Source organism: Alteromonas sp. 5NW40-0090, from assembly GCF_057552975.1.
Genome location: NZ_BAAJLT010000009.1, coordinates 47,042 through 71,172, shown reverse-complemented (window position 1 = coordinate 71,172; position 24,131 = coordinate 47,042). Strand labels below are relative to the sequence as shown.

At 44.2% G+C, this 24,131-nt stretch carries 22 protein-coding genes; 4 read left to right on the top strand and 18 right to left on the bottom strand.

What is annotated here, in order from left to right:
- Positions 1-68: 68 nt before the first annotated feature.
- From moeA to cmoA, 8 genes are all read right to left on the bottom strand, one after another.
- Positions 69-1,283 (bottom strand): molybdopterin molybdotransferase MoeA, encoded by a 1,215-nt coding sequence (gene moeA, locus AC27KT_RS12460; protein WP_487130398.1) that lies wholly within the window; start codon positions 1,281-1,283, stop codon positions 69-71.
- A 138-nt stretch (positions 1,284-1,421) separates the two neighbouring features.
- Positions 1,422-2,093, bottom strand: a complete 672-nt coding sequence (locus AC27KT_RS12455) for a phosphoglycolate phosphatase (protein ID WP_487130396.1) — start codon at positions 2,091-2,093, stop codon at positions 1,422-1,424.
- A gap of 99 nt (positions 2,094-2,192) precedes the next feature.
- Entirely contained in the window at positions 2,193-3,947 is a 1,755-nt protein-coding gene (locus tag AC27KT_RS12450; protein WP_487130394.1) for a sugar phosphorylase, read from the bottom strand.
- 5 nt (positions 3,948-3,952) lie between these two features.
- Positions 3,953-5,176 carry a glycosyltransferase family protein gene (locus AC27KT_RS12445; RefSeq protein ID WP_474874540.1) on the bottom strand — a complete coding sequence of 408 codons (1,224 nt, stop codon included), beginning with the start codon at positions 5,174-5,176 and terminating at the stop codon, positions 3,953-3,955.
- 12 nt (positions 5,177-5,188) lie between these two features.
- The gene (locus AC27KT_RS12440) at positions 5,189-5,998 is read right to left on the bottom strand and encodes an HAD-IIB family hydrolase (RefSeq protein ID WP_487130391.1); all 810 of its coding nucleotides are present in this window, start codon (positions 5,996-5,998) and stop codon (positions 5,189-5,191) included.
- The gene (locus AC27KT_RS12435; RefSeq protein WP_487130389.1) at positions 5,995-6,867 is read right to left on the bottom strand and encodes a kinase; all 873 of its coding nucleotides are present in this window, start codon (positions 6,865-6,867) and stop codon (positions 5,995-5,997) included. Before AC27KT_RS12435 ends, AC27KT_RS12440 begins: the two co-directional genes overlap by 4 nt.
- Positions 6,868-6,961: 94 nt before the next feature.
- Positions 6,962-7,960: a tRNA 5-methoxyuridine(34)/uridine 5-oxyacetic acid(34) synthase CmoB gene (cmoB, locus tag AC27KT_RS12430; RefSeq protein ID WP_487130387.1), complete on the bottom strand. Its 999-nt coding sequence runs from the start codon at positions 7,958-7,960 to the stop codon at positions 6,962-6,964.
- Positions 7,961-8,017: 57 nt separating this feature from the next.
- Entirely contained in the window at positions 8,018-8,749 is a 732-nt protein-coding gene (gene cmoA / locus AC27KT_RS12425; protein WP_487130385.1) for a carboxy-S-adenosyl-L-methionine synthase CmoA, read from the bottom strand.
- A gap of 172 nt (positions 8,750-8,921) precedes the next feature.
- Between cmoA and AC27KT_RS12420 the strand changes: the two genes are divergently transcribed.
- Positions 8,922-9,557, top strand: coding sequence for a response regulator transcription factor (locus tag AC27KT_RS12420; RefSeq protein ID WP_487130383.1), 636 nt, complete (start codon positions 8,922-8,924; stop codon positions 9,555-9,557).
- Between the two features lie 34 nt (positions 9,558-9,591).
- Here the strand turns inward: AC27KT_RS12420 and AC27KT_RS12415 are convergent, their stop codons facing one another.
- From AC27KT_RS12415 to purM, 5 genes are all read right to left on the bottom strand, one after another.
- Positions 9,592-10,305 carry a CAP domain-containing protein gene (locus tag AC27KT_RS12415; RefSeq protein ID WP_487130381.1) on the bottom strand — a complete coding sequence of 238 codons (714 nt, stop codon included), beginning with the start codon at positions 10,303-10,305 and terminating at the stop codon, positions 9,592-9,594.
- Complete coding sequence (gene fadE, locus AC27KT_RS12410) at positions 10,289-12,751, bottom strand: acyl-CoA dehydrogenase FadE (protein WP_487130379.1); 2,463 nt, start codon at positions 12,749-12,751, stop codon at positions 10,289-10,291. The genes AC27KT_RS12415 and fadE overlap by 17 nt, the downstream gene beginning before the upstream one ends.
- A gap of 385 nt (positions 12,752-13,136) precedes the next feature.
- Positions 13,137-13,898, bottom strand: coding sequence for a DUF3108 domain-containing protein (locus AC27KT_RS12405; RefSeq protein WP_487130377.1), 762 nt, complete (start codon positions 13,896-13,898; stop codon positions 13,137-13,139).
- A complete protein-coding gene (gene purN, locus AC27KT_RS12400) occupies positions 13,858-14,508 on the bottom strand; it encodes a phosphoribosylglycinamide formyltransferase (protein ID WP_487130375.1) in 651 nt (216 codons plus the stop codon). The genes AC27KT_RS12405 and purN overlap by 41 nt, the downstream gene beginning before the upstream one ends.
- Positions 14,505-15,545, bottom strand: a complete 1,041-nt coding sequence (purM, locus tag AC27KT_RS12395; RefSeq protein WP_487130373.1) for a phosphoribosylformylglycinamidine cyclo-ligase — start codon at positions 15,543-15,545, stop codon at positions 14,505-14,507. Before purM ends, purN begins: the two co-directional genes overlap by 4 nt.
- Before the next feature lie 303 nt (positions 15,546-15,848).
- Between purM and AC27KT_RS12390 the strand changes: the two genes are divergently transcribed.
- Both AC27KT_RS12390 and hda read left to right on the top strand, forming a co-directional pair.
- Positions 15,849-17,258, top strand: coding sequence for a DUF2066 domain-containing protein (locus tag AC27KT_RS12390; RefSeq protein ID WP_487130371.1), 1,410 nt, complete (start codon positions 15,849-15,851; stop codon positions 17,256-17,258).
- Between the two features lie 6 nt (positions 17,259-17,264).
- Entirely contained in the window at positions 17,265-18,002 is a 738-nt protein-coding gene (hda, locus tag AC27KT_RS12385; RefSeq protein WP_487130369.1) for a DnaA regulatory inactivator Hda, read from the top strand.
- Between the two features lie 123 nt (positions 18,003-18,125).
- Here the strand turns inward: hda and AC27KT_RS12380 are convergent, their stop codons facing one another.
- From AC27KT_RS12380 to arsC, 4 genes are all read right to left on the bottom strand, one after another.
- Positions 18,126-20,093: a hypothetical protein gene (locus AC27KT_RS12380; protein ID WP_487130367.1), complete on the bottom strand. Its 1,968-nt coding sequence runs from the start codon at positions 20,091-20,093 to the stop codon at positions 18,126-18,128.
- A gap of 93 nt (positions 20,094-20,186) precedes the next feature.
- Positions 20,187-20,609 (bottom strand): DUF2069 domain-containing protein, encoded by a 423-nt coding sequence (locus AC27KT_RS12375; protein WP_487130365.1) that lies wholly within the window; start codon positions 20,607-20,609, stop codon positions 20,187-20,189.
- A 69-nt stretch (positions 20,610-20,678) separates the two neighbouring features.
- Positions 20,679-21,290: an NAD(P)H:quinone oxidoreductase gene (wrbA, locus tag AC27KT_RS12370; RefSeq protein WP_487130363.1), complete on the bottom strand. Its 612-nt coding sequence runs from the start codon at positions 21,288-21,290 to the stop codon at positions 20,679-20,681.
- Positions 21,290-21,643: an arsenate reductase (glutaredoxin) gene (gene arsC, locus AC27KT_RS12365; protein WP_487130361.1), complete on the bottom strand. Its 354-nt coding sequence runs from the start codon at positions 21,641-21,643 to the stop codon at positions 21,290-21,292. The genes wrbA and arsC overlap by 1 nt, the downstream gene beginning before the upstream one ends.
- 209 nt (positions 21,644-21,852) lie before the next feature.
- Between arsC and AC27KT_RS12360 the strand changes: the two genes are divergently transcribed.
- Complete coding sequence (locus AC27KT_RS12360; protein ID WP_487130359.1) at positions 21,853-22,362, top strand: TlpA family protein disulfide reductase; 510 nt, start codon at positions 21,853-21,855, stop codon at positions 22,360-22,362.
- A gap of 59 nt (positions 22,363-22,421) precedes the next feature.
- Here the strand turns inward: AC27KT_RS12360 and bepA are convergent, their stop codons facing one another.
- Positions 22,422-23,885 (bottom strand): beta-barrel assembly-enhancing protease, encoded by a 1,464-nt coding sequence (gene bepA, locus AC27KT_RS12355; protein ID WP_487130357.1) that lies wholly within the window; start codon positions 23,883-23,885, stop codon positions 22,422-22,424.
- Positions 23,886-24,131 lie beyond the last annotated feature (246 nt).

Below are 24,131 nucleotides of genomic sequence, written 5' to 3'. Positions count from 1 at the left end.
CAGATACAGCAGCAAAAATCACATTGAAAAAACATGTTGTGATGCATTGCGTTTCAACAACAGCCGTTCTAAAAATGCAGCGGTATAACCGGAACCGTGTCGCCTATGTTTAACTCACTTATGTCTTCATGAACAACCATAAGACAGTTGGCGGATGTGATTGACGTCATAACCCCAGAGCTTTGTGATTTAAACGGTGTGACTTCCCAATCACCTTGACCGTTTCTTACCATGGTTGCGCGCTGAAAGTCTCGGCGGCCTGCACGTCGCTTAAGAGGTTTCGTAATGCTAGCGTTAACAAAGAACTGCTCGTGCTGTTGTACTTGCCCTTGCATTTTTTTGATAACAGGCACAACCAATAATTTTGCGGTAACAAACGAAGACACAGGATTGCCAGGCAAACCGCAAAACAACGTGTTGTTTATTTTGCCCAGAGCAAAGGGTTTACCCGGTTTAACCGCGACTTTCCAAAAGTCGATAGTGCCCAATTCAGCGATGATATCTTTTACATAGTCGGCATCGCCCACAGATACACCACCGCTACTTACCATTACATCTACACGCTCGCTCGCCTCAATGAAGAGTTTACGCAAAGAAGCTTCGTCGTCTTCTACAATGCCGAAATCAACAAGCTCTACATTTTCATTGTTTAAGATGCTACTTACACCAACGCGATTAGACTCGAAAATTTGTGTCGATTTACAGGGGTCGCCAGGTGCAGCAAGTTCAGAACCTGTCGCGACTACACCAACGCGAAGTTTTCTGAATACTGCCACCTTGCTGTTTCCTTGGGAGGAAAGCAGCATAAGGTGTTCGGCGTGAAGGCGCGTGCCCTTGCTTATTAGTGTATCGCCACTGGCGATATCATTGGCCTTTTTACGTATATTCTCTTGCGCCGATGGAATTTTATTGATCAAAACCGCGCCATCATGACTTTCGGTATTCTCTACCATTACAACGGCGTTAGCATTGGCAGGCACCGGGGCCCCCGTCATTATTTTAAATGCTTTGCCTTTTTCAAGCGGCTCATCAGCACTCATGCCAGCTGTAATTACACCCTGTACTTCGAGTTTACCACTGTGTTTAAGATCTTCTACATTTACAGCATAGCCATCCATTGCTGAATTATCCCATGGCGGGACATCAAGGTGGGCAGTTACATCTTGGGCCAAGATGCGGTTATTGGCGTCAAAAATGCTCACTTGCTCAACGTCGTTTATCGCTTTTGCAGCGTCTAATGCTTTAGTGAGGGCTTCTTCTAGTGAAAGCCATTTAGATGACATACCAACAACTCCATGAAATGATTTAACACGCGGATATTACAGAAAAAGCGGCCTTATACCAAAGGTTAAAGCGTGAAATAAAAGAAAGTATGCGTAAACGACGTAATTGAAGTTTCTTCAACGGCTATGTCAGATGAATTAAGAAGCGAGCGTTAATATCTCTTCAAAATCGTCGAAAACCCAGTTGGGTTTATATTTTGCGATGTTCTCACCATAGTTATACCCGTAGGTAAGCCCTACACTTTTTATGTTCGCGGCTTTTGCGGCAACAATGTCATTTTTAGAATCTCCAACCATTACACACTGTGAGGGCGAAACACCAAGCTTTTCACAGGCATGCAGAAGGGGAAGGGAAGAAGGCTTTTTTTCCGGTAAACTATCACCGCCAATGGTAAGCGAAAACAACGAAAATATTGAGAACGAAGAAAGAATAGGCTTAATAAATTCCGAAGGTTTATTAGTGATTAATGCTAGCGTGAACCCTTGTTCTTTTAGCGCGTGAAGTGTTGCGAACACGCCGTCGTACAGCACTGTACTTTTAGTATCTAGCGTTCGGTAATAGAACAGAAATTTTTCTAAAGCGGCATCAATCTCGTTTGATGTGTAATGGTGTCTGATCTCTGCGTTGCCGCTCAATCCGCGTTCCAACAAAACACGAGCACCATTTCCAACCCAGTGTCTAACTGTCTGCTCGTTATAAGTTGGCAATTGGTAGTCGTTTAGTGTTTGGTTTAACGCTGTTGCTAAATCAGGAACAGAGTCCACCAAGGTTCCGTCTAAATCGAAGAGGAAGGTATTAATTTCGCGCATAGAAAATATTTGATTAGCTAAATCGTGTTACGAGCATAACACCGCAGTATCCTTACCGCGGCAGATTTATTGGCCAACTGGTGCTACAAGCCCAAAAGCTCATTCAAAATCTTGGTTACTGATCCAAAGCACTTGATAAGGTTTCATTTGTAAAAAACCACTAGAAAGGGCAATTTCATCACGGGTGATGAGGTCAATCCAGTTATCGGTACCAATAAGATTAATATCAGACAGCAGAATTGTTTGTTCTTCGTCTGAAATATTACTAATACAAAAAATACTTTGCTTTCTATCTAGGCTCTGTCGCCAGTATCCAAATAATTGGTTACCAAGCTGCAACGTGAACTGCGTCGCATTAGGGTGAAATGCGGGCTGTGCTTTACGTATGCGAATAAGCTGCGAGATTCGAGTGAGTACTTTATGATGCTGCGAGAAAGGCGAGTCTAATAACGCCTCTAATTCATTAAAGTCCCAACGTTTTCTATTGATTGAACGATTTTGTCCTGTATTAGCGACTTTTTCGTAATCGTTAGATGTGCCGAGTAAACTGTGAATGTAAATTCCTGGGATACCTTCCATACCTAACATGATGGCGTGAGCACAAATAAATCGATCCACCTGATACTTGTCAGGCCCCTTGGTGGTACCTTGCAGCGCGTCGAACAGGGTGATGTTTATCTCGTAAGGCTTTTGCTGACCGTGATCAGAAGCGCGCCACGACACCTTGCCGCCAAAGTGCTGCATTGTATGCACAAGCTCTGAAATTTCTTCATCTGTCAGTAGGCCTTCCGCCGGACGCAAGCCAATTCCGTCGTGCGATGCGATAAAGTTAAAGTAGGCTGTGCCGTTTTGCGCCGGTGGCATACTCATCATCCAGCTTTTCAAATACGTACAATCACCCGTTACTAATGTATTTACAAGTAACGGCGGAAGCGAAAAATTGTAGATAGCATGGGCTTCGTTAGCATTACCAAAATACGTTAGGTTTTCCCTGTTGGGAATATTGGTTTCGGTAATGATTATGATGGATGGATCAACATGTTCAATTAGCGTTCGGATCAAACGTATGACTTCATGGGTTTGGAACAAGTTGATGCAGTTAGTGCCAACAATTTTCCAAAGAAAAGCTACAGCATCTAAACGAAATAGCTTAGCGCCTTTATCAATATACAATTTTATAATATCAATAAACGCTAGCAATACTTTGGGGTTTCTAAAGTCAAAATCAACTTGGTCGTGACTGAAGGTACACCATACATGTTTGGTGCCGTGCGCGGTTTCCGTTTCACGCAGCAAAGGCGATACTCTGGGTCGCGTTACCATAGAAAGATCATCCGTTGGGTCGGCCGTAAAGAAAAAGTCAGACCCCGGACCCTCGCCTTTCACAAAATTATCGAACCACACGCTTCTAGCAGAGCAGTGATTTATCACTAAATCCGTCATAAGCCCATAGTCAGCGGCAATAGCCTCTATGTCGTCCCACGAGCCTAATGCCTCGTTAACGGTTGAATAGTCAATCACCGAAAACCCATCGTCCGAACTGTACGGAAAAAACGGCAAAATATGAACGTTATTTACCGTGTTCTTACAATAGCGGTGTAAGAACTTATTTAACGTAACCAAGGGGCGCTCACCCTCGTCAATTACGCTATCACCATAGGTAATCATTATAATGTCGTCTTCATCCCAATAATTGTGATGAGACTGAGGTGAAGCAATATCCGTTCGCTGCTGAATGCCTATTGTGTTCATTAAATCCGTCGCTAGCGTCTCATAAGAGACGTCTAGCGCTACATCAGCGTAAATGCTTTCTAAATGGTGCTTTACTTTGTCATGGAGATGGTCCCATGCCATATTACTTACTCCATATATTCTGCAGTATCGGCTTCAACCGCTTCTAACAGTCGTTCTAATATATCAGGTACCGCACTGGTTACACGGTTCCAACTTGGAATGAACGGTGTCTCCATAGGGTTTTCTAAGAAGTTCTGTCCCGCTTTCATAATGTTGCTGGCGAACATTTCTACAGCTTTTTCTTCGCTGTGAATATCTAAGCTTAGACCATTCATTACCGCGTCATTGTGGTAGGTTTCTATAAAATCTAGCGCAATACGGAAATAGGTTGCCTTAATTGAGCGAAACATCTCATTGCTAAACGTATAGCCTTGCGTGGCCAGTTTTCTAAAAATGGCTTTGGTAATGTCGATAGACATTTTTGATAAGCCACCTTGATCATTGTTAAGCGAAAGATCTTGGTGTTTGTGGTCGTAAATATCGCATATATCCGCTTGGCAAAGACGGTTATGCGAATAATTGCGGTGCATTTCAGAGAGCACGCCTATTTCTAAGCCCCAATCACTTGGTATGCGAATATCATTTAGCACATCGCGTCTAAACGAGAATTCACCGGCCAGTGGGTATCGGAAACTGTCCATAAACTCTAAGTATTCATTATCACCCATGATGCGTTTTAGCGCGCGAAGTAGTGGGGTAACAAGAAGGCGTGAAACGCGGCCATTAATTTTTCCGTTGGCTACACGGGCGTAGTACCCCTTACAAAATTCATAGTTGAACATGGGGTTGGCGACAGGGTAGATAAGCTTAGCTAACAAGTCTTTGTTATAGGTAACAATGTCACAGTCGTGTAGAGCAACAGATTCAGCGCGGTTAGACGCCAACACATAGCCCATGCAGTACCATACGTTTCGGCCTTTACCTAGTTCTTTAGGCGCTAAACCTTGAGCTTGAAGTTCTTCATCCAGAGCCTTAAGGCGAGGTCCATCATTCCATAGCACTCTGTGATGTTGAGGAAGTTTTCCAAAGAATTTTAGTGCATGCTTATATTGATCTTCGTTAGCACGATCCAGACCAATAACAATTTCTGATAAATAGGGCACGCCTGTTAGTTCGTTAACGATATGTGGAAGCGCATCGCCCTCAAGTTCGGAAAACAGCGACGGTAAAATAAGTGCCATAGGGCGCTTTTGTGAAAATTGTAAAAGTTCAGCCTCTAGCTCCTCGGTAGGACGACGAGCCAAGTTATGTAACGTAGTAACCACACCATTTTGATAAAAATCAGCCATGTGTCCTCCTGATTATAGGGATAGCAATTGAGTAAGCATTTCGTTCCAGCCCTCAGGGCCGGTTAGGGTGCTGGTATAGACCTCTTCTTTTTTTACAGCTGGTGGAGGATTTACCGGTGATAAAATGCGAATAGGGACGTGCGCTGCTTCAAGCATTGCTACGTCGTTCTTACCATCGCCAAGGGCGATAGTGTTAACTTTGGTGGTATGCTGTTTTTGATATTCATTGGCCAACCATTTCAGTGCTTGGCCTTTATCGCAATTTCCTGAGATATGAATAAAACGGCCTCCTTCTAGCGGAAAGGCTCCGCGGTCTTTGACAACCTTTAAAAAACGCTGTTTTTCATCGTCAGTACCAAGCCATAAAACGGGTTCGCCGAACTGGCGCTTTGCAGCAAGTGATGCTGAACGTTCATCAAGTCCTGTACATTCTTGAATTTCTTCATTCGACATTTTCGAGAATTGTTTATATTTCCCTTCAAATTCACCGCCGATTTTTTCTAGAAGCTTAATCCAATAGTTTTTATTAGAAATGAAGGCTTTACACCAGTAACCATCTATCCAAACCGTACCGCTAGGCTTTTGTTTGAAAAAACCATGGGGAATAAAAATAGCGGCACCATTTTCTATGATAAAGGGCCCGTCCAAACCAATACTTTCACGTAATGGCTGCAATTCAGCAAAGGTCTTGCTAGTGGTCGGAATAATGGGAATGTCCCTTTTTTCTAATGCCGTTAAAGCCGGTTTCGCCGCCTCATAAGAGTAGGTATGGTGGTCTAACAGCGTGCCGTCCATATCGGTGAAAACAAGCGTTTTCGTCATCGTTTTACGTCCTGTTTAGTTATCGTTCTTTTTTCATCAAGATAAAACACGGTGTCGCACTTTTCAGGCAAGTTTATTAACGCGTGTTCAGTGATGCGTTGGTAGTGTTGCACAAAGTTTGCCACTTCTTCGTCTGTCATAACGCCATCGCTGTCTTTTAGCGCCTTTTTTGCAAGTTTATGTTCTTGTTCTAAACGCCATTGATAAACGCAATCAAAACTCGGTGCCTTAAGCATAATGCGATAGTCGATTTTGTCGAATAGCGTTTGGTAATCTCCGGCTAATTCAGTGTTAACGAAAGAGCGCCAAATACTAAGTGGGTCCTCAACTTCTTCAAGATGATTAACAGGCCTTTTAAGTTCACCTGAAGCCTGTGGGATAGCGCCCACACACCAACCTTCAAGTATGATGAAATCGGGTGAAGATTCGATTACAGGCCACTGTTCTTTCGGGAACGGGTTATCCGTAGCTTTGTTAAAGCGGGGCAGCGATGTACGCGTGCCTTTTTCTAAACTGCGAAACGTATTTAACGCTAGAGGAATGTCATGAGTACCCGGCACACCACGAGTTGCTAAAAGCGGGTGTACTTTTATCGCTAGCGCATTTCGCTGCGACTGGTCGTAGTAAAAATCGTCAATTGAGAGTGATACCACTTTTTTGTTGTGGAGCGAGGTAAGGAAGGACTCGATAAAACTGGTCAGAGTTGATTTACCTGAACCCTGACTGCCATTTATGCCCACGATAAATGGTTGTGTTGCACCGTCTTGGTGCTTAAGCAGTTGCTCACATAATGGGGTGAACCATTTTTGTGCAGTTTCTGCATAGGTACTTGGCAATTGATGTGTCGTTAGAAAGCCATGTATATCCATGTTGTCACCTTAATCAATGCAGAATTCGCACGTTCTTCTTGATTAAGATAACAACATTTGTGCCAATAGGGTAACAGAGGCGTGGTCTTACGACTTACTTCTTGATAGCGACAATAACGGCCCTTTGTGGTGCAGGGTAACCTTCGATAGTGCGAGTAATATCTTCCGGATCGAGAAAATCTTTCAAAGATTGCGTTTCCATCCAAGGCGTTGCGCGCTGCTCATCAAGGGCTGTGTGGTTGATATCTACTACGCGAATATTTTCAAAGCCTAAACGGCCTAACCAAACAGATAGGGCTGCAGTGCTCGGTAAGAACCAGACATTTCGCATTTGTGCATATCGTTCGCCCGCCATCAATACTGTGTTTTCATCACCGTCCACGACAAGGGTTTCAAGAACCAGTTCGCCACCTTTTCTTAGCTGGTCTTTAAGTTGCTGCAGAAACGCTATTGGGTCTTTACGGTGGTAAAGTACACCCATAGAAAACACAGTGTCGAAAGCTCTCAGTGGCTGCATGTCTTCAATGCCCATCGGTAGAAAATGGATATTCTCGGAAGGCGCACTACTTTTACTAATAAATTGTTTAATGGCGTGAAACTGAATAAGAAACAGTTGGGTAGGATCTATTCCAATTACCTTGCTGGCACCTTCGCCAAGCATTCGCCACATGTGATAACCACTACCACAGCCTACATCCAATACGTTTCGATCCTTAAGTGAGGCAATGTGGGGGGCCACGCGCTCCCATTTCCAATCTGAACGCCACTCAGTATCGATGTGAATGCCATGTAGGTGAAACGGACCTTTTCGCCAAGGCATAAATTGCTTAAACAGGCCCTCTATTTGCTTTTGAGTGTATTCATCAACGTCATTTTCGGTGCCGACGGAAACGCTTGATGATAAATCAACAAAGCTTGGAGATGTAGAAGGTAGTTTGTTAAGTAAGCGGCACCATTTATCAAATTCACCATGCTTGGCGTTTCGTTGCCAGTCATTCATTTGTGCTGGTAGCGTTTGCAGCCAATGCGAAAGAGGGCTGTCAATTAACGATTTATAGCAGTCGTTAAACCAGGTCTGTTCTAGTTTACTCATAATATTCTTTGTATATTTTAAAAGTCGAAATGGTGCGTAAGGTCAAAGCGCTCGAGATTAACCCTTAATAGCGACCATAGATGTGAAGTTATAGCACTTGTACCACATTACAACATCGGCAAACCCCACCTTTTTTAAGCGGCTCTCATGCTCACTGAACGTGTCAGTTAGCATTACTTTCTCTAACGCAGCACGTTTCTGGCTGACCTCAAGTTCGCTGTAACCGTTGTCGCGCTTAAATTGATGATGTAAATCTATCAGCAATTCATTTCCATTAAGGGTAGGGTGACGAATTTTTTCAGACAACACCAACATACCGCCTGGATTAAGCCCATCGTAGATACGTTTTAATAGCGCCTCGCGGTCATCTGGAGGAATGAATTGTAAAGTAAAGTTCATCACAACCATTGAAGCGTTGTTTATTTCAACGTTTTGAGCATACCCGTGCTCAATGGAGATTGGATTTGGTAGCGAAAACGTTTGTACAACACGTTTACATCGTTCAACCATCGCCTCAGATGCATCAATACCTATTATTTTGCATGTATCACTAGGCAACGATCTAGCTACAGATAAGCTCGCGGCTCCAAGGCTACAGCCAAGATCATAAACAGCCGAGTTTTGAGATACTGCTATTTTTGCAAGCTCACCTATCGTGTGGACAATTGTTTCGTATCCAGGTACCGAGCGCTGAATCATATCTGGAAACACATCAACTACAGACTCATCAAACTTAAAGTCATCTACTTTGTTGAGTGCCTTTGCGTATATATTGTCGTGTTTCTTCACTGCGAGCCTTCAATTTGCTATTTTGGGCGCAATTTTACCGTCTGACGCGTAAATGCCAATGGAAAACACTAAATTTGTTGAATTTTGTGTTATTTTTGAGGATTAGGTCTTTTCGTTACTGGTCTAAAGTATTAATCTATACCCATATTACAATAAGGAAGCAGTAACGCTAATGACGAGAATTCTAGTAGCAGACGATCACCCATTGTTTCGCGAGGCTTTGAGCGGCGCGTTAGAACCTTACTTTGAAAATGCACAAATTATTCAAGCTGAAAGCTTAGATGATGCGTTGGCGAAGCTAAACGAATTTGACGGCGTTCAGCTGGTGCTCCTTGATCTTAACATGCCTGGCGGTGAATATTTCAACGGTCTTATCACGCTACGCGAGCAATATCCAAATATTCCTGTTGGTGTGGTTTCAGGCAGCGATACGGTTGAGGTAGTGGCGCAGGTGATGAGTTTAGGTGCGCAGGGCTTTATCCCTAAAGTGTCGCAAACTCGAGAAATTGCTCAGGCTATTGTCGATATTATTGGTGGCAAAAAGTGGCTTCCAGAAGGTATGGAAGAAGAACTTGAGAAAGTTGACGATGAGCTAAAAGTACTGCTTCAGCGTTTCCGTGAACTTACACCGAAACAGATCCAAGTGCTTTCTTATCTGAGAGCAGGTTTAATGAACAAGCAAATCGCTCACGAGATGAACGTTACGGAAGCAACCATTAAAGCACACATTAGTGCCATCCTTCGCAAGCTAGAGATCAACACGCGTACGCAAGCCGTATTGTTGATGGATAAACTCCAACTTAGCTAAACTAAGTATTTATCTAGCGCTAATAAAAACCGGATTATTCATCCGGTTTTTTTGGCTGTAAAATAATTTCACCACTTTCCGTGACGATCCCAAGACCTTTATCAGGGACATGGTCAAACTTCTTTTGACGCTTTATTAGAAGCGCAGCCGTTGTGTCATCCTTTAAGTCATTGTTAGACGTTTCCGTGTCAATCAGTTTGGTCAAGTATATAGCCCAGTATTCAACGTGAGGCGTTGAGTAATCTTTGTAAAAGGCAATACCTATTTGATCTTGTTCTTGATAAAAAGGTAACTCTGCTAACAAGTGTTGACGGTGTGAAGTCGATGTTTTAAGTGCGTACCACACGTCATCAGCTGTTATATAACCACCAGCAAGTGCCTCCACTTGATTGCTCATCGCATCGCCATAATATTCTGGTAATGTTAAACCAGCATTGCGAATGCGAGTGTTCGGACTGCCGCCTAAAAAGTGAGACACCAAGCCTCTCTCAGCCATGTCTTTGGCTTTCGTTTCAGCCAGCATAACAAGCGTAGGATTACATTTTAGTACCGAACGTTGTTGACCTTTGTCGTTAGCAATTAATAAAGAGAGTTCTCTCGCCTGTTCGGTACTTCCGCACGTTGTTTGATCGGCCAAGCAAAGGCTAGAAAATACGTAGGTGAGTGATGTAAATAGAATGAATCGTTGACGAAAAGGGCCGCGAGTGCGGCCCTTTTGTTTGGGGGTGAAATTAGGCAGCTTTGCCACCTCGCTTCTTAGCAACGCTAGTAGAGTTTACTTTCGCTACTAGTTCTTCGTGGTCGAAATCATCGACATTGATTGTACGAAGTCGTCCAGCTTCTGTCTTACGAAGAAGGTTTGCCTCTTCTTCGTTGATAATTCCTTCTGCTAGCGCTTCGTCAGCAAGCACATCTAAACGGGTAAACGGTAGTTTAGCTTTTTTGTGCTTACAAATACGTTCGAAGATAGGCTCACTTGCTAGTACATCATCAAGCGTTTGCTCAAGATCGCCAAATAAGCTTCCTTCTTCACGGGTGAGGTATTGACCATAACCTAAACGGCTACGTGCAGTTGAAGGCGTTTGAAGCATTTGTGCAATGGCGTGTTCAGTTTTGTCAGAAGGCTTGCCAACGCGACGACCAAACGGGATCACCATAACGCGAAGCGCTGCAGCGATTGCGCGGTTAGGGAAGTTAGCCAAGAAGTCATCAATTGCTGTCTCGATATCGTGCAATGTAGTTTGCATTGCCCAATGTAAAAGCGGTAAATCTTCTTTTAGACGACCTTCTTCGTCGAAGCGTTTAAGGGTAGTACTACCCATGTAAAGGCCACTTAGGATGTCACCTAAACGCGCTGATAAACGCTCGCGACGCTTAAGATCACCACCAAGCACACCCATAGAGACATCGGTTAGTAGTGCTAAGTTTGCACTGTAGCCTTGAAGTAGCTTGTAGTAACGCGCCGTTTCGTCAGTGAACGGTGCGCTGCTGAATGCGCCATTGGTTAACGAGAACCAAATACTGCGAACAGTATTAGCTACCGCAAAGCCAATATGACCGAATACCGCTTTATCAAACGCTTTCAACGCTTCTTTCTTGTCTTCGATAGACGCAGCTTCTATTTCCTTAAGCACGTAAGGGTGACAACGCATTGCACCTTGACCAAAGATCATCATGTTACGGGTTAGAATGTTTGCGCCTTCAACCGTAATTGATACTGGTACGCCTTGATAGCCGCGACCAAGGTAATTGTTTGGCCCAAGCATAACGCCTTTACCGCCGTGAACATCCATCGAATCATTAATGATTTGACGCATCTTCTCGGTTAAGTGGTACTTACAGATAGCCGAGATAACAGAAGGTTTCTCACCAAGGTCTACACCCACCGTTGAGAAGCGTGTTACGCCATCCATCAAATATGCATTACCACCAATGCGCGCAAGCATTTCTTCAACACCTTCCATATGACCTACAGGCATACGGAACTGGCGACGAATACGTGCATATGCACCCGTTGCAAGAGATACTGATTTAGCACCACCAGCAGCAGATGAAGGAAGGGTAATACAGCGACCTACCGACAAACATTCAACCAGCATGCGCCAGCCGCGACCTGCCATTTTCGGACCACCAATGATGTAATCGATTGGAACGAAAATATCTTCACCCTTAATAGGGCCATTTTGGAATGGCGTATTGAGTGGGAAGTGACGGCGACCAATCTCTAAACCTTTAGTGTCGCGAGGAATAAGGGCACATGTTATGCCCGGCTCTTTGTTTTCACCTAGAAGACCTTCAGGATCTTGAAGTTTAAAGGCAAGACCAATAACCGTAGCAACAGGCGCAAGGGTGATGTAGCGTTTGTTAAACGTTAGGCGCATACCCAACACTTCTTCGCCATTCCACTCGCCTTTACATACAACGCCAACATCAGGGATCGCACCTGCATCAGAGCCAGCTTCTGGGCCGGTTAATGCAAAACAAGGGATTTCTTCACCGGCAGCAAGACGGGGAAGATAATGATCTTGTTGCTCTTTTGTACCATAGTGCTGAAGTAATTCGCCCGGGCCCAATGAGTTTGGTACACCGACTGTGCTTGATAGCACCGCGCTAACGCCTGCAAGTTTTTGTAGCACACGTGATTGTGCGTACGCTGAAAACTCAAGGCCGCCATACTCTTTTTTGATGATCATGGCGAAAAATTTGTGTTCTTTAAGGAACTGCCAAATTTCAGGTGAAAGGTCAGCATCTTTATGGTTTATTTGCCATTCATCGACCATTGAGCACACTTTGTCACAAGGACCGTCTAAGAATGCTTGCTCTTCAGCAGTGAGTCGACCTTTCGGAATGCGGTGTAATTTATCCCAGTCTGGCTTGCCGCTGAAAATATCACCGTCCCACCATACCGTACCTGCGTCGATAGCTTCTTGCTCAGTGCTCGACATTTCAGGCATAACTTTGCGGTAGAAGGCTAGCAGTTTCTTAGAGATGTGCTGCTGTCTGATATTTGCAAGCGTGAACGGCAGTGTTAAAGCAAGGAACACTACCCAACCAAGCAGGCCGATGTCACCGAAAAGGGTGCCTAAAATCATAACACCTGCGCCCATGGCAACCGCTGTTACCAAGCTGGTTCGCTGATAACTAGCTACCGCTAGTGTCAGAACGACCAGTAAAAACCATATAAAATCTGCCATACTTCACTCCTGAAAGGCGTTAAACGTTACGCTAGTTTTATCTCGAGCGTGGGAGTTGCTTTATGAAAAGCAGCCACAGATCGAGGTCAGACCAGCATGCTGTAAACCTATTATTTAATGGGACAAAGATCAAGATTTTTACATGAATATTCTATTAACAACGACATAAATAATAGGGTAGTGCGTTATCCGCTTTATAAGTATAGTCGCTGCTTATAAATACTGATTTAGAATGTGAATTGTGTTGCGAAACTAGAAGAAGTTACGTGAGGATAAGACAGCAACAGTGTAAATAAAAAAGCACGTCTGAATGCTAGTTCATAACGTGCTTTATTCAACAATTGTGAAAAAGTTGTTGAGACAAAAAACGGTTTATCTTTACGCTTTACTGCGTCTCAAACGATTTCAGTTTGATATCGCCCTGTTCATCGCCTTCTTTGAACTGTTGCAGACGAACTAACGTGTGGTTAAGTGATGGCGCAAACCAGGCAAACGTCTCACGCTTATTTGAGTCGCGAATAAGCTTAACTTTTACAGTTTCAATTTTACCGAAAGGTAAAGACAATACTTCTTCATCCACCACTTGAACGCCGTAGTGACGAAGTTCGCCACGATAATTCACGAAGTGGTATTCTAGCGATGTCTTACCTTCAGCTAACTGTTTTGCAAGGTCAATACGATAAATTTGGTTATCAAATTCACCGTTCCAATCAAATGTTTCGCCATTCTCGACTGCAATTTTGCCTTGTCCCTGATGACTAAACGTTACCTTAAGCTCTTTATCAGGTCCTGTGCCAGAACGATTATAGTAGTACTCAGAGGGTACGACGGTATTATCATTAACAGTAAAAATAGAATGTTCACTGCGTTTGTCAGACAAGAAAAACTTAGATACTTTTGACGTGTAAATTAGAGAATACTGTTGGTCACCTAATTTCGAGAGCTCAATGCTCGCTTCGCCTACGTCGTCACCCCATTTGTATGCGGTATACGTTGCCTTGTAGGGCTGAAGCGGTAGCTCTGCACTATCAGTATTTTCTGTACTAGGGTTTGCTTGCGCGGCTACTGAAAGCGATGCTGCTAACAGTGCGCCTAAAGCAAAAGGCTTAGTCGCTTGCATAACCAGATTCTGGTAATTCTTGCTCATCTAAAACTGCCTTATTGTTTCGCATCGATAGTCGTCCTGCACTAAACCATGACAGTACGACAGGGTAGATGCGACGTTCCTGTTCCTGAACACGCTCAGCCAAGTCGCTAGCCGTATCTTCATCAAACACAGGCACACGACTTTGAATGATAACCGGGCCGCCATCAAGTTCAGGTGTAACAAAGTGCACGCTTACACCGTGCTCTCTGTCTCCATTGTCGATTGCTCGCTGATGCGTATTCAAACCTTTGTATTTAGGCAACAAAGATGGATGAATGTTCACTAATTTTCCAGCAAAGCTTTCGACAAACTCAGGAGTTAAGATACGCATAAAGCCAGCAAGAACCACACAGTCTGCGCCGAAAGCATCAATTTGTGCTTTAAGTGCTTCGTCATAAGATTCTCGAGTATCGAAACCTGTGTGATCAAGACACACAGCGTCGATACCTGCTTCTTTAGCGCGTTCAAGGCCATAAGCATTAGGACGATTGCTAATTACACCGCTGATTTGAGCGTTAAGACGACCGGCTTTTATTTCATCAATAATGGCCTGTAAATTACTGCCATTACCTGAAATAAGTACGCATAGTTTAGTTACACTGTTACTCACGCGTTAATCTCTACTTGCTCTTCACCGTCTTTTGCAGCGATGTCACCGATTACCCATGCATTTTCGCCGTGTTGCTTGAGGATATTAAGCGCTGCGTCTGTGTCGTTTTCATCTACTACGATAACAAGGCCAACACCACAGTTAAAGGTACGGTACATTTCGTGTTGAGTGACGTTACCGTTTTCTTGCAACCATGAAAAAATAGCAGGCCATTCCCACGTGCTTTCATCAATAACCACTTTCGCATCTTCAGGGAGCACGCGAGGGATGTTCTCCCAGAAACCACCGCCCGTGATGTGAGAAATTGCGCTGACTTGAACTTCTTCAAGCAATGCCAATACTGATTTAACATATATGCGAGTTGGCTCAAGAAGTTGGTCGATAATAGGCTTACCGTTAAGGTCGGCGTTTACATCTTCACCACTAACCTCAATGATCTTCCTAACTAATGAGTAACCGTTTGAGTGAGGGCCTGATGAACCCAGTGCAATTAGTTTTTGACCTGGTTTAACGTTAGTGCCGTCAATGACCTTATCAGCTTCAACCACGCCTACGCAGAAGCCTGCAATATCGTAGTCACCATCGTGATACATTCCAGGCATTTCGGCTGTTTCACCACCAATTAGTGCACAACCTGCTTGCTCACAGCCTGCGCCAATGCCGGTAACAACCGATGCGGCTACATCAACGTCTAGCTTACCAGTGGCATAATAATCTAGGAAAAATAAAGGTTCCGCGCCTTGTACGATTAAGTCATTTACACACATTGCTACCAGGTCGATACCAACACCGTCATGACGGTTAGCATCCATAGCAACCCTTAGTTTTGTACCCACGCCGTCAGTACCTGAAACAAGTAGCGGCTTTTTGTATTTGGTAGGAAGTTCGCAAAGAGCACCAAAACCACCCAAATTACCTTTTACTTCTGGTCTATGGGTCTTTTTGGTGACAGATTTTATGCGTTCAACAAGTTGATTACCTGCATCGATATCTACGCCTGCATCTTTGTAACTTAAAGAGGTTTTATTTTCGCTCACGGTTGGGCCCTGAAACTAAGAGGTAGAAAACCGCGGATTCTACCAGCAAGTCGGCACAAGTCCAATTTGTGACGTCTATTTTATACGCTTTTTGATCTTTTTTATTTTAAAGGTGAAATTAAACCCAATATAAAAGACAATAGATGGCTACCGTTTGGTGAATATCTTGCTTAGTAAAATGTCTTGCGTTGGAAAGCGGAGCAATCAACGCGAATGGTAGAGCGATTTCAAACGTATTTTGAAATCGGCTAAGCTCATTATTGGGTAGGTAAGGAATTGATTTTAAGAAGGTATGGAGTGTCAATGTCGACGGCAGTAATGCGTAACACCAATGAGACATATCATAAGAGAAAATGGTTAAAGGGTATTTGGCGTACCTCAGTTTTAGCATTGATTAGCTTTAGTGCCTTTACACATGCGGCTCAGCGGGTTGTTGTAAATGAAGCGCAAATACAAGTTGAAGATCAAACTCAGCGCACTCAGCAAGTGGCACTTAAAAAGGCTTTAAAGCAAGTGTTTATAAAAATGTCGGGGAGTATGAATGTGCTTGACAACCCCGGTGTTAAAGCTGCCTTGACCTCTCCCCAATCTTTGCTTCGCTCATATCGTTTTGAGTTTGATAACAACCAAACCTATTACGTCGCTGAATTCGACCAAGCAAAGCTCAATGAAATATTACAGCGAGAACTACTGCCCCTTTGGGGAGACAGGCGTCCCGAGACTATCGTTTGGATAGTGAATGAAGACGAAAACGAAACCCGCGTTATCCTTGATGAGTCATTGAATAGCGATCTACAACTTGCGCTAAAACAAACTGCAAAGGAGCGGGGCGTGCCTCTCAGTCTGCCTTTGATGGACTTAACCGATAGCGTTAATATCTCTACCTATGATGTGTGGGGCCGTTTTGTTGAACCGCTCCGTAAAGCATCAATACGGTATAGTGTTGACAATATTATTGGTGCCAGGGTGTATCGCAATGATTCAAGTACGATCCCTGAATTACCTGAAAACCTTGTACCCTCTGGTACCGTAGAGTCATTAGACACCGTACTTACTGACGAAGCTAAGGCCAGGCATCAAGGCGAACTTCAAAACGCCCACAATCAGGGCACAGCAGAAAGCAACCGGTTAGTGGATAGTAGTGAAGACTTCATCGGCGATGATAATACCGAGACTCGCCAAACTTTAGGGCACGCTGAAGAGGCACCTTTAATGGGGCATGAGCAAGTAGATAACACTACAGCACCTTTCACCATGAATGAATTTGCCAATTACGCTAAGCGTGCGGATGAAGGTGATTATGCGCTAGATTGGGTTTTTGTTGGTGGTGGAAAAGTAAGCTACGGCAGCATATATGGTGATTCACCAAAAGTGCTTGGTAATCAGTTAGTGGACGCATATTCCAATTATCTATCTTCTCTTTATGCCATTGTCGGCATTGATGTATCTGAACGCGAAGTGATTAAGGTTTCAATTGCCAACATCGGCTCTATTGGTAGTTATGCAAGTGCCACGGATTATTTGAACAGTTTAAGTGTGATAGAAAACGCAACCTTGGTAGAACAGTCGGGAACCGTAGCAACGTATTCTCTTACACTAGTAGGAACAGTTGATGATTTACTCAACAGTATTAAATTGGAAAACAAACTTCGCCCTGTGACTGACGCTTATGGACAAACCGTTCAAGGACACAGTTTCTATTGGAGTAATTAATCTAGGATGCAGTTGCCATTGCCCGTAACGTTACCTGTTGACGAAAACTTCGATAGTTTCGTTACAGCAGGCAACGAAGAAGTCGTATCAGTTCTTGAGCAAATTGCAGGTGCGCTGCCGCTTTGGCGAGCTGCTCACGAATTAGGGCCGCTGGCTTCGCTGCAGCTTCCATTGCTAACCCTGTTGGGTAGTACTGCGGTAGGTAAAAGCCATTTGTTGTTTGCCACCTGTCACCAATTAGCGGGCAAATCAGTTAATCATCTCTATCTTAACCTTAATGACCACAAAGCCTGGTCTTTGGACATTTTCGAGGGTTTAGAGAATTTATCGCTTATTGCGTTAGATAATATACATGCAATTGCTGGCGATATGCTTTGGGAAGAAGCGTTGTTCGATTTATTAAACCGCGTAATCGAAACCAAGCAGGCAATAGTTATGTGCACCAGTCAACTCGGCCCATCAAATCCTGCTTTTGTGCTGCCTGACTTGCGCTCACGCTTGGCATGGGGGGTTGTTTATCACGTTGATCAACTTGATGATAGCGGCCGTGAAGAAGCGGTGCGTCTGCGCGCGGCTGAACGTGGTTTAAAACTTTCAAATCAAGCGCTACAGTTTTTGCTACATCATAGCGAACGGGATCTAAAAAGCCTTATGTCTCTGTTGGCTCGCCTAGACACGCGTTCACTACAAGAACAAAAACGCCTATCGGTGGGCATGGTTAAGCGCGAGCTTAACCTAAATTAGTCAAAGCGCGAGCTCAACCTAGATTAGTCGAAGCGCAAACTTAACCTAAGTTAATCAACGCGAGCGTAACGTTAAGTTGCGACGCTGCCTAGTATAGCGCGGTTCGCATTTTCTTTATAACCTCTAGTTAATCTTCTTCTTGTTATGACTAACAGAAGCAGCTTCGAACTCTTCAGCCAACGTCATTACATTCTTGTTAACAAGGTCCGGCTGTGGGTCACTACTTATCACCAAAGCGCTATTTGTGCTAGGCTGCTCATTGGGATTGGTACTCGATGCTGACTCTCGCCACGTTACATTGTTAGGAAGTAAATAGGGGGTGGGCAATAACGCTTGAATAGCTGGAACATTAAGTTCTGGGAGAATTCTACTCACTACATAATCTACGCGCATGGCTACGTCATCTTCGCTCACGCGATTTCGCTGTGCCCAGGTGGGTATAAAAGTACCATCTTCCAGCGTCTCTCGAGTGAATACACCAACATCAGCCTCCGCCTCGAGCCGATAAAGCATCATGAATCGTTCAAACAAAGTGGCAAGGTCTTCTCGCTCTGTAAAGTATGCGTAGAAAGTCACCGCAGCGTCTTCTTCAAACCAATTAGCAATCTGCAACGCTGTGTAATTTTTCTGCGCACTCGATGCCGATGTTCCGCCATACATCACTTCTGCAAGTGCATGTAGCTGCGAAGACGTTAAGGGTAAAGAAGACGTTAGCCCGGTCGAAATAGGTGAAGTATCGTCATAAGAAGAAAGTGGACTCGCATTGCCACTTAGCTGCCGCCATTCTGTATGAACAAAAAAATCGTTGGCGTGAGCCAGTTCGTGATATAGCAAATAGCTCAGCGCGGCTTCAATATCTTGCGTGCTTCGCGATTGTCGCTCTGCGACATTTGAAGTGCTGATAATTGGGAAATAGTAGGCGCCATCTTTTACATACCTCCACGACGTTGTGAAATCCAAATCACTACCAAAGCCGCTTCTGTAGTCAGGCCGAGTGTTCAACGTATCCCGCTCTTGCGGCGTGCGCCAGAAACTGTTGGCGTCTAGATATATAGCACCTGTGGCAACCCAATAAAAAGAAGGGCGAATGTCGTAGGATATAACAATAGCATTCGTTGCCCGTAGCAGTTGTAACATGTCGTCACGGGTGGCCGATGTCTCTAAGAATGCTTTAAGTGCATCGCCCATCCAAGGGTGTGACACATATGTTCTATCTAAAATATCGTCAATAGTGGGGTTTTCTGTCACTTGACCAATTAAAGGTAGTTTGGAGAAACTACAACTGCTTGATACCTGGTTGTTGTATACGCAATCGTTCAACGCAGAAGCATAGGGGCTGTTCAAACGATAGGGCTGCATATGCGCACTGACGGTTTCTGGAATGCTTGTTTCGTCATCAACGAAATAGCCATTACGATTAACGTCAATGTTTTTGACCAATACTTGGGCCACGTCAGAGACTACGTCACCGTTTGAGAGTGTAACTATACTTTCGATTTCTATGACAGCGTCGCTATTGACACTAGGGGCTTGGAAGTAGATTGAATGTGAGTAATCGCCCTCATCGTAATTGAAGTTATTAACCGTAACACCTGAGCGCTGGCGCCACTCTATATCAGTAATATTTAAGCCTTGCGCATTAACCGTGTCGACACGTAGAGAAACTTTACCACCTTCTGAGGCTTCATGACCTAACCGTAACGCAGCCAATGGTGCCATGTTTTCGTTTACTTGCATTGTCAACGTATCAGACAGTGTTGCGCCGTTTTCCAGGCTCACATTTACGGAAATATCGAAGCTGCCAGAAGAAGTAGCATCAAAACCAATAGCTTGGGTATGGGCATTGAGCGGCTTCGTTTCCATGCCTGAAACTTGCCAATTTATACCGGCGACTGTCATGCCATTTGGGGCGGTAACAACGAAGTCGACCGCATCGCCAACAACCGCAGTAGTAGAACCTGAAATACTGATTGTTGGCGTCGGGGCGGGCGAAGCAGGCGCTGAACTGTCGTTTGACCCTGAACCTCCACACGCTGTAAGTAAAATTACAGAAATAAATATTGATGAGAACTCAGTTAAACGGCGTGCCATCTCAACCCCTTAATAATTATTTTTTAATGCACTTTGCTTTGTATTTTAAACGCTGGCATTTTTTTATCTTACCGGTGGGTTTAACGCTGTAATCTATTGCTTGCTTTGTTCGAAACGCGCTTTTTCTTCCTGCATTTCTTCTTTTAGCTTTTTAAGGCCTAGCCCTAATTCGCGACCACGTTTTCGGGCAAATGCACTACAGCCTACAAACATTCCGGTGCACAAGATTATCTCCACTACCGCATACCAGCGTTCATCAGGTACTGCATATGCGACAGTACAGCCGTGGATTAGGTAGAATAGAACAACAAAGTTTGCCCAAGCGTGAGTGTATGGCTTGGCTTTTAAAACACCCCAATAGGGTAACAATAAAGGTAAAACATAAAATAAAGCAATAAATAAGGGTGAGTAAGTATGCGCTTTAGTAAATGTAAATTGCCAAAGGGTTATCCATACTATCAACCCGGTGTGGCTTATTAGTGCTAGATAGCGAAAAAAACGCGTATCTTGTCCCATGTTTATTCTCCGAAAAATCAGGTTTTAATGTTTATGTTAATTCCGTAATAACGCATGTTTAGTACTGTGTTATTCAAACGATGTTGCCAACTTCTTAGCAAACATCGCCAGCCGTTTGCCTTGCGCAAAGCACAGCGCTTTCTCATCTGCGCTTAGCTGTTCGGGTGCATTCAAACTGTGGTGCGCTACGTGTGTGACACCGTATGGACTTCCGCCCATGGTAGTGTTGTGCAATTCAGGCTCACTGTACGGTAATCCGCAAATAATCATCCCGTGATGAATAAGTGGAACCATCATTGAAAGTAACGTTGACTCTTGCCCACCATGCATCGATGAAGATGATGTAAATACGCAGGCAGGCTTATCGATTAATGCGCCTTTCAGCCATTGGCTACTCGTTGAGTCTAAGAAGTGCTTTACCGGCGCCGCCATATTGCCAAAGCGGGTAGGGCTACCCAACGCTAGGGCGCTGCATTGTTCGAGCTCTTGCAGCGTGACCTCTGGCGCTGTTTTTATCGCGTCATTCGATGATTGTGCTTCGTTGCTGCATGCACCGTTAATGCTTTTAACAGTGCGTACTATAACGGGTACATCTTGTGATGATATGCCTTGGGCTATAGCATCTGCCAGACGCTTTGTACTGCCATGACGGCTGTAATAAAGTACAAGAACAGGTTGCACTACAGTATTTCCAGTATCGCTTCTGGTGGACGACCAATACGTGCTTGATCGCCTTTTATTACAATTGGGCGTTCAATAAGCTTTGGCGTTTCAGCCATGGCTTTAAACAAGGCGTCGTCAGATACAACGGTATCCCCCAGATTGGCTTCTTTATATTCTGTCTCTTTAGTACGCATCATCTCTCTAACCGATCCAACGTTAAGTTTTTTAAATATCGATTCGAGTTCTTCAGCGTTTAGAGGGTTTTTCAAATATTCTACAACAGACGGTGTCGCACCTTTTTCTTCAAGCAATGCAAGTGTTTGTCTGCTCTTAGAGCAGCGTGGATTGTGAATAATAGTGATGTCTGACATAAAAGGCCCTTTACTGATTATTTCTTGTGGCGCGAACTATTGCGTTTTTACCCTCGAATATCAAGCGGTTTACCCGTAACGCTTGATAATTTGAGTATTAATCCTTTTTCACTACGTCTAAACATATATAAGGTTTCCAATAAAAATCTATTAGAGAAGGGCATAAGAATCTGGCACTATGGATTAAACATAAGACATCAGGGGTCTACATGTCGTTCTCACCATTATTAAGCAATGTGGGTAAAGCTAAACCGCTCCTTCTTATTTTGCTTGTTGTTGCTGCCGTTGCGGCTGGCGCCTTCACTTACAAAAATCTTCAGAACGACTTTGAAACGCTAGATGGGGAAGCATACCGCTGGCATGATCTTCAAGGGAAGTGGGTGGTAATCAATTACTTTGCGCCGTGGTGTGCGCCTTGTCTCAGAGAAATGCCCGAATTGGCGTCTTTTCATCAGTCGCCGCCCGACAACACACAACTATTTGCCATTAACTACGACCCTAAAACTCAGTCAGAATTAATCCAAATGACTGAAAAATTTAGCATTAAGGTGCCTGTTATTGTAAGTACTCCCGACACTGTCTTGCCAATGGCAAAACCACCCTATCTGCCAGCCACTTACATAGTGGGTCCCGACGGAAAGGTAAAAGATACGTTAATGGGCGAGATAACAGCAGCCGGCTTGCGACAGCGCCTTATTGAATTAAAAGGCGCTGAGTAAAGCAAGTAGAGCTATGTGGTAAAGCGCTAAATACTGTAACACCACGTTAGCTAAATGCTTTATAAACGCTCTAAGCGTTCTTCTTGGTCTCGAAATTGTTTTATACGTGCCCTAATCCTTTGTTTTTCCAGGTGGTCGTCGCCTGCAAAGTTGTACGCATATTGAAGTTCATCCACCGCACGATTGTAAGCGCCGTAAAGTGCGTAGACTTCGGCTTTACTTTGATGCATTTGCGAAAACTTTTTGGACTTCTGATAAGCCTCGCTCATAAGCTGATGCGCAATCTGGTAATCCTTTCTCACCAATAAAAAGTCTTTTAATAACGATATGGCGTCATCGTATTTTTGTGCGCTTATCAAGGCGTTTGCCTGGTTGAGTGCTAGCACTTGGTTTCTAGGGTTATGGGTAATATGAGGTGATAGCAGCTCCACGGCCTTTAATGGTTGACCCAAAGATATATAAATATCCGTCATTGCATCGAGATAAAAAAGGTTCCCTTTATCAGCGGCAATGAGCTGATCCATGATTGTCTTGGCTTTTTCGATTTTTTCAGCTCGCATGTATGCCAATGCTAAGCCGTAGAGTGACGCTTCTTTGCTGCGCTGTACGTCTTGCGCTACCGCCGCTTCGAAATATTCTATCGCGTAGTCGGCTTCAAAGGAGTAGCGTGACTTTATACGCGCTTTTGCTAACTCGAATTGTTTCTTGATTGGCAAATAGCGTCTTGGATAATCACTGGCGCGGCTTCGCGCGTCAGCAATACGTGTCTCGGTTAAGGGGTGAGTAAGTAGTCGTGCTGGCGGACGAGAAACCATACGGTATTCTTCTGCCATTGTTGAGAAAAACGATGCTGCAGCATTGGGATCAAAACCGGCTCTCGCTAGCATAGCAATGCCTATTCTGTCCGCTTCTTGTTCATTTGAGCGGGTGTAGTCGATTTGCATCTGTGCTGAGGCTGCTGAACCTGCCTGCATGGCCGCAATACCCGCTTCTGGGTTAGCCATTGCAATGAGTACACCACCGATTAGAGACGCCAATGCCAATGGCGAAGAGCGCTGCTGCGCCTGCATCCGTCGCGCAATATGACGCTGTGTAACGTGAGATATTTCATGGGCAAGTACCGAAGCCAATTCGCTCTCGCTCTCCGCTCGGCGCATTAACCCAGTGTGAACACCAATATGTCCGCCGAAAAACGCGAAAGCGTTGATAGCATCGTTATTAACCCAAAAAAATTCGAATGGAAACTTTGCGTTGTCAGCGTGAACAACGAGTCGATTTCCAACATCTTGGAGATACTCATCAAGTACCGGGTCAGAGATAATGGGACTCTGACCACGCATTTGACGCATTACTGCATCACCGACGATCATTTCCTTATCTAAAGAAATGGCGTCCGAGGCCACCACCCCTATTTCGGGTAGGGCATTCTTATTGCTGTAATTGGCATCTTGTGCAACAGCCGTTAAGCTCGATGTGAGCATGAAGGAAAGGGCAACCAAAGATGCTGAAAACTTTTTTCTCATGAACCTACAATCATTGTATACGGTTAATACTGCTTAATCCTTAGAGCGCTAAGTTGCTAAACAGTTTCAAATTTTATTTGTTTCTTATATGCATTATTTTCGAATACACAAGACAATATCGCTTACGCCATTTCGTTTATGACACGACGTTTGTAACAATGCGACACACAAGCGCGTCCAGTTTTTTAATTAGTGTTGCAACACCACTCTACACACTATTGCTTATACTGTAAAAACATCATACCA